The sequence below is a fragment of the Saccharothrix coeruleofusca genome (assembly GCF_014648515.1).
GTDB lineage: Bacteria > Actinomycetota > Actinomycetes > Mycobacteriales > Pseudonocardiaceae > Actinosynnema > Actinosynnema coeruleofuscum.
In genome coordinates this window covers 693,906-711,315 of record NZ_BMRG01000001.1, presented here as the reverse complement: position 1 = coordinate 711,315, position 17,410 = coordinate 693,906, and the positions used below count along the sequence as shown (strand labels likewise).

The 17,410-nt window shown below is 70.8% G+C and carries 15 protein-coding genes; 7 read left to right on the top strand and 8 right to left on the bottom strand.

The genetic code is table 11. The features are described 5' to 3' along the window. From IEZ00_RS03705 to rpmH, 8 genes are all read right to left on the bottom strand, one after another. Nucleotides 1–843: ParA family protein (locus IEZ00_RS03705; RefSeq protein WP_276530093.1), on the bottom strand; the 843-nt coding region annotated here is incomplete at its 3' end. 116 nt (nt 844–959) lie between these two features. Continuing rightward, the gene (gene rsmG / locus IEZ00_RS03700; RefSeq protein WP_189221548.1) at nt 960–1,637 is read right to left on the bottom strand and encodes a 16S rRNA (guanine(527)-N(7))-methyltransferase RsmG; all 678 of its coding nucleotides are present in this window, start codon (nt 1,635–1,637) and stop codon (nt 960–962) included. A 177-nt stretch (nt 1,638–1,814) separates the two neighbouring features. Continuing rightward, complete coding sequence (locus IEZ00_RS03695) at nt 1,815–2,273, bottom strand: NUDIX hydrolase (RefSeq protein ID WP_189221547.1); 459 nt, start codon at nt 2,271–2,273, stop codon at nt 1,815–1,817. Between the two features lie 133 nt (nt 2,274–2,406). Then, nucleotides 2,407–2,952 (bottom strand): Jag family protein, encoded by a 546-nt coding sequence (locus tag IEZ00_RS03690; protein ID WP_189221546.1) that lies wholly within the window; start codon nt 2,950–2,952, stop codon nt 2,407–2,409. Nucleotides 2,953–2,987: 35 nt separating this feature from the next. Continuing rightward, on the bottom strand, nt 2,988–4,010 hold the full coding sequence (gene yidC / locus IEZ00_RS03685; RefSeq protein ID WP_189221545.1) for a membrane protein insertase YidC: 1,023 nt from the start codon (nt 4,008–4,010) through the stop codon (nt 2,988–2,990). 3 nt (nt 4,011–4,013) lie between these two features. Continuing rightward, entirely contained in the window at nt 4,014–4,295 is a 282-nt protein-coding gene (gene yidD, locus IEZ00_RS03680; protein WP_189221544.1) for a membrane protein insertion efficiency factor YidD, read from the bottom strand. Then, entirely contained in the window at nt 4,292–4,633 is a 342-nt protein-coding gene (gene rnpA, locus IEZ00_RS03675; protein ID WP_189221543.1) for a ribonuclease P protein component, read from the bottom strand. The genes yidD and rnpA overlap by 4 nt, the downstream gene beginning before the upstream one ends. A 13-nt stretch (nt 4,634–4,646) precedes the next feature. Continuing rightward, nucleotides 4,647–4,790, bottom strand: coding sequence for a 50S ribosomal protein L34 (gene rpmH, locus IEZ00_RS03670; protein WP_015105868.1), 144 nt, complete (start codon nt 4,788–4,790; stop codon nt 4,647–4,649). A gap of 350 nt (nt 4,791–5,140) precedes the next feature. On the opposite strand from rpmH, the gene dnaA reads away from it, so the two are divergent. From dnaA to gyrA, 7 genes are all read left to right on the top strand, one after another. Continuing rightward, nucleotides 5,141–6,790, top strand: coding sequence for a chromosomal replication initiator protein DnaA (gene dnaA, locus IEZ00_RS03665; protein ID WP_189221542.1), 1,650 nt, complete (start codon nt 5,141–5,143; stop codon nt 6,788–6,790). A 709-nt stretch (nt 6,791–7,499) separates the two neighbouring features. Beyond that, nucleotides 7,500–8,636, top strand: a complete 1,137-nt coding sequence (gene dnaN, locus IEZ00_RS03660; RefSeq protein WP_189221541.1) for a DNA polymerase III subunit beta — start codon at nt 7,500–7,502, stop codon at nt 8,634–8,636. Nucleotides 8,637–8,665: 29 nt separating this feature from the next. Further along, nucleotides 8,666–9,580 carry a phosphogluconate dehydrogenase (NAD(+)-dependent, decarboxylating) gene (gene gnd / locus IEZ00_RS03655; RefSeq protein WP_189221540.1) on the top strand — a complete coding sequence of 305 codons (915 nt, stop codon included), beginning with the start codon at nt 8,666–8,668 and terminating at the stop codon, nt 9,578–9,580. Between the two features lie 7 nt (nt 9,581–9,587). Continuing rightward, the gene (gene recF, locus IEZ00_RS03650; protein ID WP_189221539.1) at nt 9,588–10,703 is read left to right on the top strand and encodes a DNA replication/repair protein RecF; all 1,116 of its coding nucleotides are present in this window, start codon (nt 9,588–9,590) and stop codon (nt 10,701–10,703) included. Between the two features lie 61 nt (nt 10,704–10,764). Beyond that, entirely contained in the window at nt 10,765–11,325 is a 561-nt protein-coding gene (locus tag IEZ00_RS03645) for a DciA family protein (protein ID WP_372448536.1), read from the top strand. A gap of 237 nt (nt 11,326–11,562) precedes the next feature. After that, the gene (gene gyrB / locus IEZ00_RS03640) at nt 11,563–13,536 is read left to right on the top strand and encodes a DNA topoisomerase (ATP-hydrolyzing) subunit B (protein ID WP_189221537.1); all 1,974 of its coding nucleotides are present in this window, start codon (nt 11,563–11,565) and stop codon (nt 13,534–13,536) included. A 43-nt stretch (nt 13,537–13,579) separates the two neighbouring features. Beyond that, on the top strand, nt 13,580–17,365 hold the full coding sequence (gyrA, locus tag IEZ00_RS03635) for an intein-containing DNA gyrase subunit A (RefSeq protein ID WP_189221536.1): 3,786 nt from the start codon (nt 13,580–13,582) through the stop codon (nt 17,363–17,365). Nucleotides 17,366–17,410: the final 45 nt, after the last annotated feature.

Genomic DNA, 17,410 nt, shown 5'->3' with positions numbered 1-17,410 from the left:
CGAACCGGGGTCGTAGGTGAGCACCGTCTGACCGTAACCAGGGGCCTCGGACACCTTCACGCTGCGGGGGATGACCGTCTTGAGCACGGTGTCGCCGAAGTGGCCGCGCACCTCGCTGGTCACCTGGTCGGCCAGCTTGGTGCGGCCGTCGTACATCGTCAGCAGGATGGTGGAGACGTTCAGGTGGGGGTTCAGGTGCGCCTGCACCAGCTCGATGTTGCGCAGCAGCTGCCCCAGGCCCTCCAGCGCGTAGTACTCGCACTGGATCGGGATGAGCACCTCCTGCGCGGCGACCATCGCGTTGACGGTCAGCAGGCCGAGCGACGGCGGGCAGTCGATGAACACGTAGTCCGGCTGGATCGGGTCCAGCGCCTCGGGGCTGAGCGCCTCCTTCAGCCGCGACTCGCGGGCCACCATCGACACCAGCTCGATCTCCGCGCCCGCCAGGTCGATCGTCGCGGGCACGCAGTAGAGGTTGGGGGACTGGTTGCTGACCTGGGCCGCCTCGGCCACCGACAGCTCACCGATCAGCACCTCGTACACCGAGGGCGTGCCCGAACGGTGCTCGACGGCGAGGGCGGTGCTGGCGTTGCCCTGCGGGTCGAGGTCGATCACGAGCACCTTGAGCCCGTGGATCGCCAGCGCCGCGGCCAGGTTCACCGTGCTCGTGGTCTTGCCGACGCCGCCCTTCTGGTTGGCGACCGTGAAGACCCGGCGACGAGCGGGCTTGGGGAGTTGGTGGGAGTCGGGGTGCAGGACGCGGGTAGCGCGAGCTGCTTCCTCCGCGATCGGGGTCCACACGGTGCTGTCTCCTGCCGGGTCCACGTTGGTTGCCGTGTTCACGTTGTTCAACGGGTGGAGCACGTCTGCCTGCCCACCCCCGCCTTCGGTCCTCGGGTCGGTTTCACGTGGAACACCGGCCTCGCGGAACACCGGTTGCAGCGGGTCGGGGTACACGTTCACCGATCCTTCCTTCTGCGCTGCCCGCCGCCGCGGTGGCTCGCGGGCTCGTCGCGCTCCACCAGCACGACGGTCGTCGGCACTTCGAGCACGTCGTCACCGCAGGAGGTCACCCGCGACCGGGTGCCCCCGGCCCGGCGCACCGCCTCCGCGTCACGCCGCAGTTCCTCCTCCGCGCTCTCGCCCTTGAGAGCCACCAGCACGCCGCCGGGTCGCAGCAGCGGCAGGCACCACCGGGCGAGCCGCTCCAGCGGCGCCACCGCGCGGGCGGTCACGGCGTCGCTGCCGGACAGCCGCTCCAGCACCGGCCCCTCCTCGGCGCGGCCCCGGACCACCTCGACCGACAGGCCGAGCGCGTCGACCACCTCGGTCAGCCACGCCACCCGGCGGGCCATCGGCTCCAGCAGCGTCAGCCGGAGGTCCGGCCGCGCGATCGCCAGCGGGACGCCCGGCAGGCCCGCGCCGGAGCCGACGTCCACCACCCGCGCTCCCTGGGGGAGCACTTCCGCGACGACCGCGGAGTTCAGCAGGTGCCGTTCCCAGAGCCGGTCCACCTCGCGCGGACCGATGAGCCCGCGCTCGACGCCGTGCTCGGTGAGGAGTCCCGCGAAGGCGACCGCGCGATCCAGGTGGTCACCGAAGACCCGCTCCGCGCGGGCTTCCACATCTGCGGCCATGTCTCCGTCCGTGATGTTCCACGTGAAACCACACGGCGCGCACGGCGGCCGGTGGGTGGGGTGGGCGTCCGCCGGGACGGTGAGCGTCCCGCGATCGCGGCCTCGAAGAGGTGCCCGCACCACTATGGCGGATCACCCCCGCGACACGCCAAACGCCGTGCGGAGATCCACCGTGTTTCACGTGAAACGGGCGGCCCGACCGTCCAGCGGGCGGGTCCGGAGGAGTTCCAACCCGACGTCGACCGACTCGACGCGGTCCAGCGCGGGCACCTCGTCGAGCGGGAACCACGCCGCCTGGTCGGTCGAACCGCCCACCTCGTGGGTCAGCTCGCCGCCGACCACCCGCGCCTCGTAGAGGATGCGCAGCCGGTGGTAGTCCGTGTCGACGCCCTTGATGGCCACCGGCCCGTGCACGTTCTGCATCCCCAGCAGCCGGTCCACCTCGACGTGGTAGCCGGTCTCCTCGAACACCTCGCGGATCACCGCGTCGTACGGGTCCTCGCCGTGCTCCAGCCCGCCGCCCGGCAGGATCCACCTCGGCCGGTCCGCGCCGATCCACCGCGACAGCAGGAGGCGGCCGTCGTCGATCACGACGGCGTAGGCGGCGACGCGGAACTTCCGGTTGAGCTCACTCATGCCCGGACCGTTTCACGTGAAACAGGGGCAGGGGAAGAGCCGAGCGTCGCCGAGTCGATCGCGGGCCTCGGACGGCGAAAAAGCGGCGGCCCCGGTTCCGCTGGGGAACCGGGGCCGCCGCCGCGACAACACCTCAGGGCTTGGGCAGCACCACGACCCGGCGCTGCGGCTCCTCGCCCTCGCTCTCGCTGTGCACGCCGTCGACCGCGGCCACGGCGTCGTGCACGACCTTGCGCTCGAACGGCGTCATCGGGTGCAGCCGCACCTTCTCACCGGTGGCCAGCACCTTCTGCGCGGTGGTGCGGCCCAGCTCGGCCAGCTCGGCCCGGCGACCCGCCCGCCAGCCCGCGATGTCCAGCATGAGCCTGCTGCGCACGCCCGTCTCCTGCTGCACGGCGAGCCTGGTCAGCTCCTGCAGCGACTCCAGGACGGTGCCCCTCGGGCCGACCAGCTTCTCCAGGTCGTCGCCGCCGTCGATGCTCACGATCGCGCGACCGGCCTCGACGTCCAGGTCGATGTCACCGTCGTAGTCGAGCAGGTCGAGCAGCCGCTCCAGGTAGTCGCCCGCGATGTCGCCCTCCTGGACGAGCAGGTCCTCCGAGCTGCCCGAGCGGGCCTCGGCGGCTTCCTCGGGAGCCTCCGGCGCGTCCACGTCGGCCGCCTGCAACGTCTCCGACACGATGTCTCCTCTCCAGGGCAGCAGCGCCCAGGTGGTCAGCGGCGCTTCTTGTTGCCCTGCTTCTTGCCAGGGGATCGGTCTGGGCTCAGACCGGGAACCTCGGTGGACGGCTTGCCGTTCGCGCTCGCCCCGGTGTCCTCGGTGGCGGCGGGCTTGGCGTCCTCGGCGGAGGGCTGGCCGGTGGCGGCGGGCCGCTTCTTCTGCGCCGTCTTCGGCGCGGGCTTCTGGCCGGGCTTGGGCGCCAGCGCCTGGCGCTGGGTCGTCGCGGCGACCTTCTTGGCCTCTTCCTCGCGGTCGATGCGGTGGTAGACCACGTACTGCTGGCCCAGCGTCCACGCGTTGTTGCTCAGCCAGTAGAGCAGGATCGCGATCGGGAAGAAGAAGCCGCCGACCAGCACGCCCAGCGGGAAGATGTAGAGCGTCAGCTTGTTCATGATCGCGGTCTGCGGGTTGTCCGCAGCGGCCTGCGTCTGGCGGCCCACCGAGTGCCGCGCGGTGAAGTGCGTGGCGATGCTGGCCACGATCATCAGCGGGATGGCGACGAACAGCACCGCGTTGCGCGAGGTGGCGAACTGCTGGAGCTGGTCGGCGGGCATGGTGATGAACGTCGACAGGTTCGCGCCGAACAGCTTGGCGTTGACGAACGACTCCACGCCCTTGGCGTCGAAGAAGTAGACCTCGCCCCAGCCGGGCTTGAACGAGCGCAGCACGTGGAACAGGCCGATGAACACCGGGATCTGCACCAGCATCGGCAGGCAGCCGCCCAGCGGGTTCACCCCGTGCTCGGCCTGGAGCTTCTGCATCTCCTGGGCCTGGCGCTGGCGGTCGTTGGCGTACTTCTTCTTGATCTTCTGCAGCTCGGGCGCGAACTCCTGCATCTTGCGCATGGAGCGGACCTGGCCGACGAACGGCTTGAACAGCAGGGCGCGCAGCGTGAAGACCAGGAAGACCACGGCCAGGGCCCAGGCGAACCCGCTCGACTCGCCGAAGATGTGGCCGAACACCCAGTGCCAACACCACAGGATGAAGGACACCGGGTAGTAGATGAAGTTGAGCACTAGCTACTCCTCGGCAGGAAGGTCGGGGACCCGGCGCGGAGGAACGGGGTCCAGGCCACCAGGGTGCCAGGGTCCGCAGCGGCTCAGCCTGCGCAAGGTGAGCCAGGAGCCGCACAGGGGACCGTGGACGGTCAGCGCCTCCACCGCGTAGGCGCTGCAGGTCGGGTGGAAGCGGCAGGTGGGGGGCAGCGCGGGGGAGATGAACCGGCGGTAGAACCGGATCGGCAGCAGCAGCGCCTTGGTCACCGGGCCGGTGCCCACGGCTCTCCGGGGCGTGGTGGTCATCTCAGCAGCCTGCGCAAGGCGGCGTCGAGGTCCTGGGCCAGCTCGGCGCTGCCCGCCCGCGCGGCGGGGGGCAGCGCGCGCACCACCAGGGACGTGCCCGCGGGCAGCGCGTCGAGCCGGTCGCGCACCAGGTGCCGCAGACGGCGGGTCACCCGGTGCCGGACGACGGAGTTGCCCACTGCCTTGCTCACGACGAAGCCCACCTTGGTGGTGTCCAAGGTGGGCTGCGCCGATGTCAGGACGTGCACGACCAACCGGGGCCTGCCTGCCCGGCGGCCCCGGCGGACCACCAGGCCGAAGTCCTGGCTGCGGGTCAGCCGGGCGGCCGCGGGTAGCACGGACCTGCGGCGATCAGGCGGACAGCTGCTGGCGGCCCTTGCTGCGGCGCGCGGCCAGGATGGCGCGACCGGCACGGGTACGCATCCGCAGCCGGAAACCGTGCGTCTTGGCACGGCGGCGGTTGTTGGGCTGGAAAGTGCGCTTACCCTTGCTCACGGTCGGACTCCCGGTGCTTAACTGCGAAGCAGGTCTGTGGTCGTCCCAGGCCGAACTGCGGTTGTGGGCGCACCAAACGCGCCTCGCGCAAGCGAGGGACTCCACGAGGGTACGCACCCGGGTGCCGCCCACTCAAATCGGGGTGGTCACACGACGCGCGCCAGCACGTCCGGCCCCGCGCGAGCACCCCGCGCGAGCAGCGGCGGCGGCCTGTGGACCGCCGCGTCACGACCGCCCGCATTAGTGCACAGTTGTGGATAACTCTGTGGATGCCTCTATCCTCCGTGTCCACGTCGTGGATTTCCCCCGGGGGAGACCACGGGGTCAGCCGAGGGGAGGGGAGCGCGGAGGTGTCCGACCACCAGACCGACTTGGGTCTCGTGTGGGAGCAGGTGGTGCAGGAGCTGGCCGCCAGCACCCTGTCCCCCCAGCAGCGCGCGTGGATGCGGGTGACCAGGCCGATCGGCCTGCTCGACGGCACCGCCCTGCTGGCCGCGCCCAGCGACTTCGCCAAGGAGGCGATCGAGCGGGCGCTGCGCGAGCCGATCACCGCCGCGCTGTCGCGCAGGCTGGGCCGCGCGGTGTCGCTGGCGGTGAAGGTCGACTCGCCGGAGCCGGTCGGCGGCCCGCCGACCACGCCGCTGCAGGTGCCGCAGGTGGCGCAACCCCCGGTCCCGCCCGGTCCCGGCATGGCAGGTCCCGGCATGCCGGGGCACGGCATGAGCGGTCACGGGATGAGCGGCCCCGGCATGGGCGGTCCGGTGATCGCGGGCCACGGGGTGCCCGGCGCGGGTGTCCCCGGCTCGTCCGAGGCGGAGGGCGAGGGCGAGTCCGACGGCGACGAGGTGGACGAGGAGCGCGAGGCGCTGGCCACCGTCCAGGACATCTGGCCCACCTACGGCGGCGCCAAGTCGCCCAACGGCACCCCGTTCACCCGGCCCGCCAACCCCGCCTCCTCGCAGACCCGGCTCAACGAGAAGTACAACTTCGACACCTTCGTCATCGGCGCGTCCAACCGGTTCGCCCACGCCGCGGCGGTCGCCGTGGCCGAGGCGCCCGCCCGCGCGTACAACCCCCTGTTCATCTGGGGCGAGTCCGGGCTGGGCAAGACGCACCTGCTGCACGCGGTCGGGCACTACGCCCAGCGCCTGTTCCCCGGCATGCGGGTGCGCTACGTGTCGACCGAGGAGTTCACCAACGACTTCATCAACTCCCTGCGCGACGACCGCAAGGTCGCCTTCCAGCGCCGCTACCGGGACATCGACGTGCTGCTCGTCGACGACATCCAGTTCCTGGAGGGCAAGGAAGGCACGCAGGAGGAGTTCTTCCACACGTTCAACACGCTGCACAACTCCAACAAGCAGATCGTGGTGTCCTCCGACCGGCCGCCCAAGCGGCTGGAGACCCTGGAGGACCGGCTGCGCACCCGGTTCGAGTGGGGCCTGATCACCGACATCCAGCCGCCCGAGCTGGAGACCCGCATCGCCATCCTGCGCAAGAAGGCCGCGCAGGACCGGCTGGCCGCGCCCGCCGAGGTGCTGGAGTTCATCGCCGCCCGCATCGAGCGCAACATCCGCGAGCTGGAGGGCGCGCTGATCCGGGTGACCGCGTTCGCGTCGCTGAACCGGCAGCCGGTGGACGTGCAGCTGGCCGAGATAGTGCTGCGCGACCTGATCCCGGACTCGCACGCGCCGGAGATCACCGCGCCGACGATCATGGCGGTCACCGCCGAGTTCTTCGGGGTGAGCATCGACGACCTGTGCGGGCCGGGCAAGACCAAGGTGCTGGCCCAGGCGCGGCAGATCTCCATGTACCTGTGCCGGGAGCTGACCGACCTGTCGCTGCCCAAGATCGGGCAGACCTTCGGCGGCCGCGACCACACCACCGTCATGTACGCGGACAAGAAGATCCGCAAGGAGATGGCCGAGCGCAGGCGCATCTACGACCAGGTGCAGGAGCTGACCTCCCGCATCAAGCAGCGCGCGCGCCACACCCTGTAGAAGACCGAACCGCCTCGGCGTCCGTGAAGGGCGCCTGCCGGTGCTCGCCCCGCCACCCGGGGCGACGCGGGCAGGCGCCCTTCGTCGTTCCAGGGGCCGCCGACCCCGGGGCGGACGGCTCCGCGGCGGCCGGGATTGGGAAAGTGGATCACCGGGTACCCGGTCGTCGGGGTGCCCGGATGGGTGAACTCCAGGCCACGAACCGCCTCCTGGCCTGTGGACAACTCCGTTTTGGGGAGATCCGGGCCACGATCACCCTGTGCAGCACCCGGGGACAGGTCGGCCAACACCCGGGGATGAACCCGGGGACAACTCGGCCGTCCTGTGGACCGAACGGAGCAGCCCGGCAGTTCTCCCCGGGGCAGCCGATCTGTCCCCGGGCAACCCCCCGTGTTCGTCCACACCTCCAAGTGGGCGACTACCAGGCACAACGCCGGTTGTCCACACAATCCACAGCCCTTACTGCTGTTGCTGTTGTCTTCCCTTGAAGAGATGAACAAAGAAAAAACAGGCGGGGGCGGTTCCCGGGGACAAGCGGGCTCCGGGGGTCCGCCCCGGGCAACGGCCCCGAGGTGACGAGCGGCCGAGGGAAGCTCTACGGTGGAGCCCCCGAGCCGGAGGTCGCGACGACCCGGCGAGGCCAACGGCTCCCACCCCCACCGCAACGCCCGCTGTTGCCGGTCATGCCGACTTCAGGAAAGGACGCCCCATGAAGATCCGCGTCGAGCGCGACGGCTTGGCCGACGCCGTCGCCTGGGTCGCGCGCAGCCTGCCGTCCAGGCCGCCGGTCCCGGTGCTCGGTGGAGTCCTGCTCGATGCCGGGGCGGAGGACGGGTCCGGCGAGGCGCTGACCGTCTCCGGCTTCGACTACGAGGTGTCCGCCCAGTGCGGCGTGCCCGCCACCATCGCCGACGGGGGTCGGGCGCTGGTGTCCGGGCGGCTGCTCGCCGACATCACCAAGGCGCTGCCCAACCACCCGGTGGAGATCGCGGTCGACGGCGCGCGGATGACCATCACCTGCGGCAGCGCCCGGTTCAGCCTGCCGACCATGCCGGTGGAGGACTACCCGGCGCTGCCGTCGATGCCGCAGCTGGCGGGCGAGCTGCCCGGCGAGGTCTTCGGCGAGGCGGTCGCCCAGGTCGCGGTCGCCGCGGGCAAGGACGACACGCTGCCGATGCTGACCGGCGTCCGGCTGGAGATCGGCGATGGCAAGCTGACCCTGGTGGCCACCGACCGGTTCCGGCTGGCCATGCGCGAGTTCCCGTGGCAGCCCGACGAGTCGCTGGGCGAGGTCGCCGTGCTGGTCCCGGCGCGCACCCTCAACGACGCCGCCAAGACCCTCGGCGCGTCCGGCGCGAAGGTCGAGCTGTCGCTGGCCGCCAACGACGGGCTGCTCGGCCTGTCCGGCACCGGCCGCCGCACCACCACCCGGCTGCTGGACGCGGACTTCCCCAAGTACCGCCAGCTGCTGCCCAGCGAGCACTCCGCGGCCGCGATCATCGGGGTCGACTCCCTGGTGCAGGCGATCAAGCGGGTGTCGCTGGTGGCCGAGCGCGGCACCCAGGTGCGGCTGGAGTTCGTCGACACCGCGCTGCGGCTGTCCGCGGGCGGCGACGACGAGGGCAGCGCGGAGGAGGAGCTGCCGGTGGACTACACCGGCGACCCGGTGACCATCGCGTTCAACCCGACCTACCTGCTGGAGGGCCTGCAGGCGGTGCGCACCCCCAGGGCGCACTTGTCGTTCACCACACCCAGCCGTCCGGCACTGCTCAAGCCGGTGAACGAGGATGGTGAGGTGGCGCCGGGCTACCTGTACCTGCTGATGCCCGTGCGCCTGCCCGGCTGATCCACCAACCCGACAGGGAGAACAAGACCGTGCAGCTCGGACTCGTCGGCCTCGGCAAGATGGGCTTCAACATGCGCGAGCGGATCCGCCGCGCGGGGCACGAGGTGGTCGGCTACGACCGCAATCCCGAAGTGACCGACGCGGACTCGCTCGCCGACATGGTGGGCAAGCTGGACGCGCCGCGCGTGGTGTGGGTGATGGTGCCCGCCGGTGAGATCACCCGGCAGACCATCGCCGAGCTGGGCGAGCTGCTCGCGCCCGGCGACCTGGTCATCGACGGCGGCAACTCCCGCTTCACCGACGACACCCGCAACGCCGAGGCGCTGGGCGCCAAGGGCATCGGCTACCTCGACTGCGGCGTGTCCGGCGGTGTGTGGGGCCTGGAGAACGGCTACGGGCTGATGGTCGGCGGCGAGCCCGAGCTGGTCGAGCGGGCCATGCCGATCTTCGACGCGCTGCGCCCGGAGGGCCCCCGCGAGGAGGGCTTCGCGCACGCGGGCCGGGTCGGCGCGGGCCACTTCGCCAAGATGGTGCACAACGGCATCGAGTACGGCCTGATGCAGGCCTACGCCGAGGGCTTCGAGCTGCTGGAGGCCTCCGACATCGTGGAGGACGTGCCCGCCACCATCAAGGCGTGGCAGCGCGGCACGGTCGTCCGGTCCTGGCTGCTGGACCTGCTGGTGCGCGCGCTGGAGTCCGACCCGGAGCTGGACGACCTGCGCGGCCACGTCGAGGACTCCGGCGAGGGCCGGTGGACCGTCGAGGAGGCGATCAAGCACGCGGTGCCCGCGCCGGTGATCTCCGCGGCGCTGTTCGCCCGGTTCGCCTCGCGGCAGGAGGACTCGCCCGCGATGCGCGCCGTCGCGGCTCTGCGCAACCAGTTCGGCGGGCACGCCGTGCAGGCCGCCGGGCCCTCCTCGGGGTCCGGCAGCACCCAGGGCTGAGCCCGCGTTGTACGTCCGGCACCTGCAGGTCGCGGACTTCCGCTCGTGGGAGCACGCGGACCTGGCCTTCGAGCCGGGGGTGAGCGTCCTGGTCGGGCGCAACGGCCAGGGCAAGACCAACCTGGTCGAGGCGCTGGGCTACGTGGCCACCCTCGGCTCGCACCGGGTGGCCACGGACGCGCCGCTGATCCGGCACGGCGCGTCCCGCGCGGTGGTGCGCGCCGCGGTGGTCAACGAGGGGCGCGAGCTGCTGGTCGAGCTGGAGATCACCGCGGGCAGGGCGAACCGGGCGCGGGTCAACCGCGGCCCGGTGCCGCGCCCGCGCGACGTGCTGGGCATCCTGCGCACCGTGCTGTTCGCGCCGGAGGACCTGGCGCTGGTGCGCGGCGACCCCGGCGAGCGCCGCCGGTTCCTCGACGAGGTGGTCACCACCCGCGCGCCGCGCTTCGCCGGGGTGCGCGCGGACTACGAGCGGGTGCTCAAGCAGCGCGGCGCGCTGCTGAAGACGGTGCGCTCGGCGCGGTCGGCGGAGCTGGGCACGCTGGACGTGTGGGACGGCCACCTGGCAAGGCACGGCGCGGAGCTGCTGGCCGCGCGGCTGGCGCTGGTGGCCGACCTGGCCCCGCACGTGGCGGCGGCCTACGCCGAGGTGGCGCCGGAGTCGCGGCCCGCCCGCATCTCCTACCGGTCCAGCCTGGGCGAGGCGTTCCCCGGCACGCCCGACCGGCAGGCGCTGGAGGAGGCGCTGCTGGCCGAGCTGGGCAGGCTGCGCAGGCAGGAGATCGAGCGCGGGGTGTGCCTGGTCGGGCCGCACCGCGACGACCTGGAGCTGTTCCTGGGGGAGCTGCCCGCGAAGGGCTACGCCAGCCACGGCGAGTCCTGGTCGTTCGCGCTCGCGCTGCGGCTGGGCGGCTACGAGCTGCTGCGCGCCGAGGGCGGCGAGCCGGTGCTGGTGCTCGACGACGTGTTCGCCGAGCTGGACCGGGGGCGCAGGCGGCAGCTGGCGAAGGTCGCGAGCGCCGCCGAGCAGGTGCTGATCACCGCGGCGGTCGCGGAGGACGTGCCGGAGGAGCTGGTGGGTGTGCGGTTCGAGGTCCGGGACGGGGAGGTGCGCCGTGCCTGACGACCGACTACCCCAATCGGGTGTGACAGGCGGCACACCTGGGGACAACCCTGTGGATGGTGTGGATAACTCGGCCCCGCAAGCGCCCGCATCCACAGGCGCGGACCCCGCCGAGGGCGGTTTGCGCGGTTCCGACCTCGCCCGCGCCGCGCTGGAAGCGGCCCGCGCCTCGGCCCAGCAGCGCGGCGGGCGGGTCCGCCGCGGCACCGCCAAGGGCGTCGCCGGGCGCAGGCGCAGGCGCGGCTGGTCCGGCCCCGGCCCCGACGACCGCGACCCGCAACCGCTGGGACGGCTGGCCTCGCGCCTGGCCGCCGACCGGGGCTGGGCCGAGCGGCTGGCGGGGGGACAGGTGTTCGGCCGCTGGGCCAAGCTGGTCGGCGAGGACGTCGCCGAGCACGCCCGGCCGGTCGCCTTCGAAGGCGGCGAGCTGACCGTCCAGGCCGACTCCACGGCCTGGGCCACCCAGCTGCGGCTGCTGCAGCGCGAGCTGCTCAAGCGGATCGCCGCGGGCGTCGGCGACGGCGTCGTGACCAGGCTCAAGGTGCAGGGCCCCGCCGCCCCCAGCTGGCGCTACGGCCCCAGGCACGTTCCAGGACGCGGACCACGCGACACCTACGGGTGAGCTCCGCCGGTGCCGCAGCGTCGATCCTGTGGCGCGGTGAGCGCGCGTGAGCCGATTCCGAGCCCCCGACCAGCGGTCCGCACTCGACCGCTTCCGATTCGGGCGCTCTGCGAGCGAATCAGGGCCGTCCTCGATGCGCTTCTGTCGGTGCTGCCCAGTAGAATCGAAGGGCAGCGTTACACCGTCGTCGCACGTGACGGCGTCCCTGTCGCTTCAGTCTGAGGAGACACCAGGCCCGTGGCAGCCAAGAAGAATGAATACAGCGCGTCTTCGATCACCGTCCTGGAGGGCCTGGAGGCGGTTCGCAAGCGCCCCGGCATGTACATCGGCTCCACCGGCGAGCGGGGTCTGCACCACCTCATCCAGGAGGTCGTGGACAACTCCGTCGACGAGGCGATGGCGGGCTACGCCACCATGGTCGAGGTGACCCTGCTGGCCAACGGCGGCGTCCGGGTGGTCGACGACGGTCGCGGCATCCCCATCGACATCCACCCCGTGGAGCAGCGGCCCACCCTGGAGGTCGTGCTCACCACCCTGCACGCGGGCGGCAAGTTCGACAGCGACTCCTACGCGGTCTCCGGCGGCCTGCACGGCGTGGGCATCTCCGTGGTCAACGCGCTGTCCACCGCCGTCGACGTCGAGGTCAAGCGCCAGGGTTTCACGTGGAACCAGCGCTTCGAGGCGTCCAAGCCCGCGTACGAGCTGCGCAAGGGCGCCCCGACCGGCGACACCGGCACCACCATCACCTTCTGGGCCGACCCCCAGATCTTCGAGACCACCGAGTACAACATCGAGACGATCTCCCGCAGGCTCCAGGAGATGGCCTTCCTCAACAAGGGGCTGACCATCGTCCTGCGCGACGAGCGGGTGGACGAGGCCGAGGGCGACGAGGCCGACGCCGAGGGGCACGTGGCGCGGGTGCGCGAGCGCACCTTCCACTACCCCAACGGCCTGGAGGACTTCGTCCGCCACATCAACCACACGCGCGAAGCCGTCCACCAGAAGGTCATCTACTTCGAGGCCAAGGGCGAGGACCTCGAAGTCGAGGTCGCCATGCAGTGGAACACCGGCTACACCCCCTCGGTCTACACCTTCGCCAACACCATCAACACCCACGAGGGCGGCACCCACGAGGAGGGCTTCCGCGCCGCGCTGACCCGCGTGGTCAACGAGTACGCCCGCGACAAGAAGCTGCTCAAGGAGAAGGACTCCAACCTCACCGGCGACGACATCCGCGAGGGCCTGGCCGCGATCATCTCGGTCAAGCTCAAGGAACCCCAGTTCGAAGGCCAGACCAAGACCAAGCTGGGCAACAGCGAGGCCAAGTCCTTCGTCCAGAAGTCCACCAACGAGCACCTCGCCGACTGGTTCGAGCGCCACCCCAACGAGGCCAAGACCATCGTCACCAAGGCGGTCTCCTCCGCCCAGGCCCGCATCGCCGCCCGCAAGGCCCGCGAACTGGTCCGCCGCAAGGGCGCCCTGGAGATCGGCGGCCTGCCCGGCAAGCTCAAGGACTGCCGCTCCACCAACCCGGAGGAGTGCGAGATCTACGTCGTGGAGGGCGACTCCGCGGGCGGCTCCGCCAAGGAGGGCCGCGACTCGCTGTTCCAGGCGATCCTGCCCATCCGCGGCAAGATCATCAACGTGGAGAAGGCGCGCATCGACCGCGTCCTCAAGAACAACGAGGTCCAGTCCCTCATCACGGCGCTGGGCACCGGCATCCACGAGGACTTCGACCTCAGCAAGCTGCGCTACCACAAGATCGTGCTCATGGCCGACGCCGACGTCGACGGCCAGCACATCCGCACCCTGCTGCTCACCCTGCTCTTCCGCTTCATGCGCCCGCTCATCGAGCACGGCCACGTCTACATCGCCCAGCCACCCCTCTACAAGATCAAGTGGCAGCGCGCCGAACCCGAGTACGCCTACTCCGACCGCGAGCGCGACGGCCTCATCGAACGCGGGCTCGCCGCGGGCAAGCGCATCGGCAAGGACGACAACATCCAGCGCTACAAGGGCCTCGGCGAGATGAACGCCGACGAGCTGTGGGAGACCACCATGGACCCCGCCAACCGGGTCCTGCTCCAGGTGACCATGGACGACGCGGCCACCGCCGACGAGCTGTTCAGCGTCCTGATGGGCGAGGACGTCGAAGCCCGGCGCTCGTTCATCACCCGCAACGCCAAGGACGTCCGCTTCCTGGACGTGTGAGCACCGCCCTCCCCGAGCAGCCGCCCAGAAGGAAAGAAGAACAGTGACCGAGACGACCCTGCCCCCAGGGGGCGGCGGCGACCGCACCGAGCCGGTCGACATCCAGCACGAGATGCAGCGCTCCTACATCGACTACGCCATGAGCGTGATCGTGGGCCGCGCGCTGCCCGACGTCCGCGACGGCCTCAAGCCGGTGCACATCCGCGTGCTGTACTCGATGTTCGACTCCGGCTTCCGCCCCGAACGCAGCTACAACAAGTGCGCCCGCGTGGTCGGCGACGTGATGGGCAACTACCACCCGCACGGCGACTCGGCGATCTACGACGCCCTCGTGCGGCTGGCCCAGCCGTGGGCGATGCGCTACCCGCTGATCGACGGGCAGGGCAACTTCGGCTCCCAGGGCAACGACCCGGCAGCCGCCATGCGGTACTGCGTCGTTCCGGAAACCCGGATTCGCCTGGCGGACGGCTCGACGCCGCGCATCGGCGACATCGTGCCGGGCGCGCTGCCGAACAGCGACAACCCGATCGACCTGAAGGTGCTCGACCGGCACGGCAACCCGGTGCGCGCCGACATGCTGTTCCACTCCGGCGAGCACCCGACGCTCAAGCTGCGCACTCGCAACGGGTACGAGCTGACCGGCACGCACAACCACCCGGTGCTGTGCCTGGTGAGCGTGCTGGGCGTGCCGACCCTGCTGTGGAAGCTGCTGGAAGAGGTCCAGCCGGGCGACCGGGTGGTCCTCCAGCGCACCCCGCAGGACGAGGCCGAAGCGCTCTCCCCGGAGATGCACGACGCGGCGGTGCTCGCGGGCGCCTTCGTCAGCGAGGGCTTCGTCTCCGAGAACCGCGCGGGCTTCAACAACACCGACGGGGACTACTTCCGGCAGGTGCTCGCCGCCTACGACGCGCTCGTCGGCGGTCCGAGGTACGTGTCCTCGCGCGTCATCAAGTCCGGTTCCCTGCTGCACGAGCTCGACATCCACGACCTGACCCGCCTGCGGAGCAGCGTCCTGGGTGACATGGTGGGCCTGCGCAGCACGGCGAAGCGGGTGCCCGAGTTCATCTGGCAGAGCGAGTCCACCACCAAGCGCGCCTTCCTGTCCTCGCTGTTCACCGGCGACGGCTCGGCGTCGGCGCTGCCGCGCAGCAGCGTGCGGGTCAGCTACTCCACGCGCAGCGCGCGGCTGGCCCGCGAGGTGCAGCAGCTGCTGCTGGAGTTCGGCGTGGTCAGCACGCTGGTGAACTACGAGCACGGCGAGATCAAGGTCGTCATCACCAACCGGCGCGACGCCCGGCTGTTCGCGAGCCGGGTCGGCTTCCTGGGCGCGAAGCAGGAGAAGCTGCGGGCGATCCTGGCGGCCGTGCCGGTGGAGAGCCGCTCGATGAGCAGCGACCACGTGCCGTTCGTGGGCGACTACGTCCGGGCGCACGGCGCGGACCGGTGGACCGAGCGCGACTGGCTGCGCCGCCACAACGTGGACCGGGTGGAGCGCTGGGAGCGCGACTACGACGAGATCGCCGCGCGGATCACCAACCGCGAGGTGCTCGACGTGGTGGAGCCGCTGGTGGACGGCCGCTTCTACTACGCGGTCGTGGAGTCGGTGACCGACGCGGGTGTCCGGCCGGTCTACAGCCTGCGGGTGGACACCGAGGACCACGCCTTCATCACCGACGGCTTCGTCAGCCACAACACCGAGTGCCGCCTCACCCCGTTGGCCATGCAGATGCTGGCCGACATCGAGGAGGACACGGTCGACTTCCGGGACAACTACGACGGCCGCATCCAGGAGCCGACGGTGCTGCCGTCGCGGGTGCCGAACCTGCTGATCAACGGCAGCTCGGGCATCGCGGTCGGCATGGCGACGAACATCCCGCCGCACAACCTGCGCGAGGTGGCCGACGGCGTGGTGTGGGCGCTGGACCACCCGGAGGCGTCCGACGAGGAGCTGCTGGACGCGCTGCTGGAGCGCATCAAGGGGCCGGACTTCCCGACTTACGGGCAGATCCTGGGTTCGTCGGGCATCCAGGACGCGTACCGCACCGGGCGCGGTTCGGTGAAGATGCGCGCGGTGGTGGACGTGGACGAGGACGCCAAGGGGCGGACGATCCTCGTGGTGTCGGAGCTGCCCTACCAGGTGAACCCGGACAACCTGGTGGAGAACATCGCGACGCTGGTGCGCGACCAGAAGCTGACCGGGATCGCGAACATCGCGGACGAGTCGAACCGGCGCAGCGGGCGCAGCGGGATGCGGATCGTGATCACGCTGAAGCGGGACGCGGTCGCGAAGGTGGTGCTGAACAACCTCTACAAGCACACCCAGCTGCAGTACTCGTTCGGCGTGAACATGCTGGCGCTGGTGGACGGGGTGCCGCGGACGCTGCGCCTGGACCAGATGATCCGGCACTACGTGAAGCACCAGATCGAGGTCATCGTCCGGCGGACGCGGTTCCGGCTGCGCAAGGCCGAGGAGCGGGCGCACGTCCTGCGCGGTCTGGTGAAGGCGCTGGACCAGCTGGACGAGGTGATCGCGCTGATCCGCCGGTCGCCTACGCCGGACGAGGCGCGGACCGGGTTGATGCAGCTGCTGGCGGTCGACGAGATCCAGGCGAACGCGATCCTGGAGATGCAGCTGCGCCGGTTGGCGGCGCTGGAGCGGCAGAAGATCATCGACCAGCTGGCCGAGATCGAGCTGGAGATCGCGGACTACCGGGACATCCTGGACAAGCCGGAGCGGCAGCGCGCGATCGTGCGCGAGGAGCTGCTGGCGATCGTGGACAAGCACGGCGACGACCGGCGGACCAAGATCGTGCCGTTCGACGGCGACGTGTCCATGGAGGACTTGATCGCGGTCGAGGACGTCGTGGTGACGATCACTCGGACGGGTTACGCGAAGCGGACGAAGACGGATCTGTACCGGTCGCAGAAGCGCGGCGGCAAGGGCGTGCAGGGCGCCCAGCTGAAGCAGGACGACATCGTGCAGCACTTCTTCGTGTGCTCCACGCACGACTGGATCCTGTTCTTCACCAACAAGGGGCGGGTGTACCGGGCGAAGGCCTACGAGCTGCCGGAGGCCAACCGCAACGCGCGGGGGCAGCACGTGGCGAACCTGCTGGCGTTCCAGCCGGACGAGGAGATCGCCCAGGTCATCCAGATCAAGAACTACGACGCGGCGCCGTACCTGGTGCTGGCCACGCGCAAGGGGCTGGTGAAGAAGTCGAAGCTGTCGGACTTCGACTCCAACCGGTCGGGTGGTTTGATCGGCATCAACCTGCGCGAGGACGACGAGCTGGTGGGGGCGGTGCTGTGCGCCGCGGAGGACGACCTGCTGCTGGTGTCGCGCGATGGCCAGTCGATCCGGTTCCACGCCAGTGACGAGGTGCTGCGGCCGATGGGCCGGGCGACGTCGGGTGTGCAGGGGATGCGGTTCAACTCCGGGGACGAGCTGCTGTCGATGGGGGTCGTCCAGGAGGGGTTGTTCGTTTTGGTGGCCACGGATGGCGGGTACGCCAAGCGCACGCCGATCGAGGACTACCCGGTCCAGGGGCGTGGCGGCAAGGGGGTGTTGACGATCCAGCACGACCGCAGGCGTGGCAGGCTGGTCGGGGCACTCATCGTCGACGTCGAGGACGAGCTCTACGCGATCACTTCTTCGGGCGGGGTCATCCGGACCAGCGCGAAGGAGGTGCGCAAGGCGGGCAGGCAGACGAAGGGTGTCCGGTTGATGAACCTCGGTGAAGGCACCACCCTGATCGCCGTGGCGCGCAACGCCGACGAGCCCGCCGACGTCACCAGTGGTGATGGCGACCAGGTTGAGCCTGCCAACTAGCGCGACGAGAGGTTGAGGACTGCTCGTGACTGCACCCGAGAACCC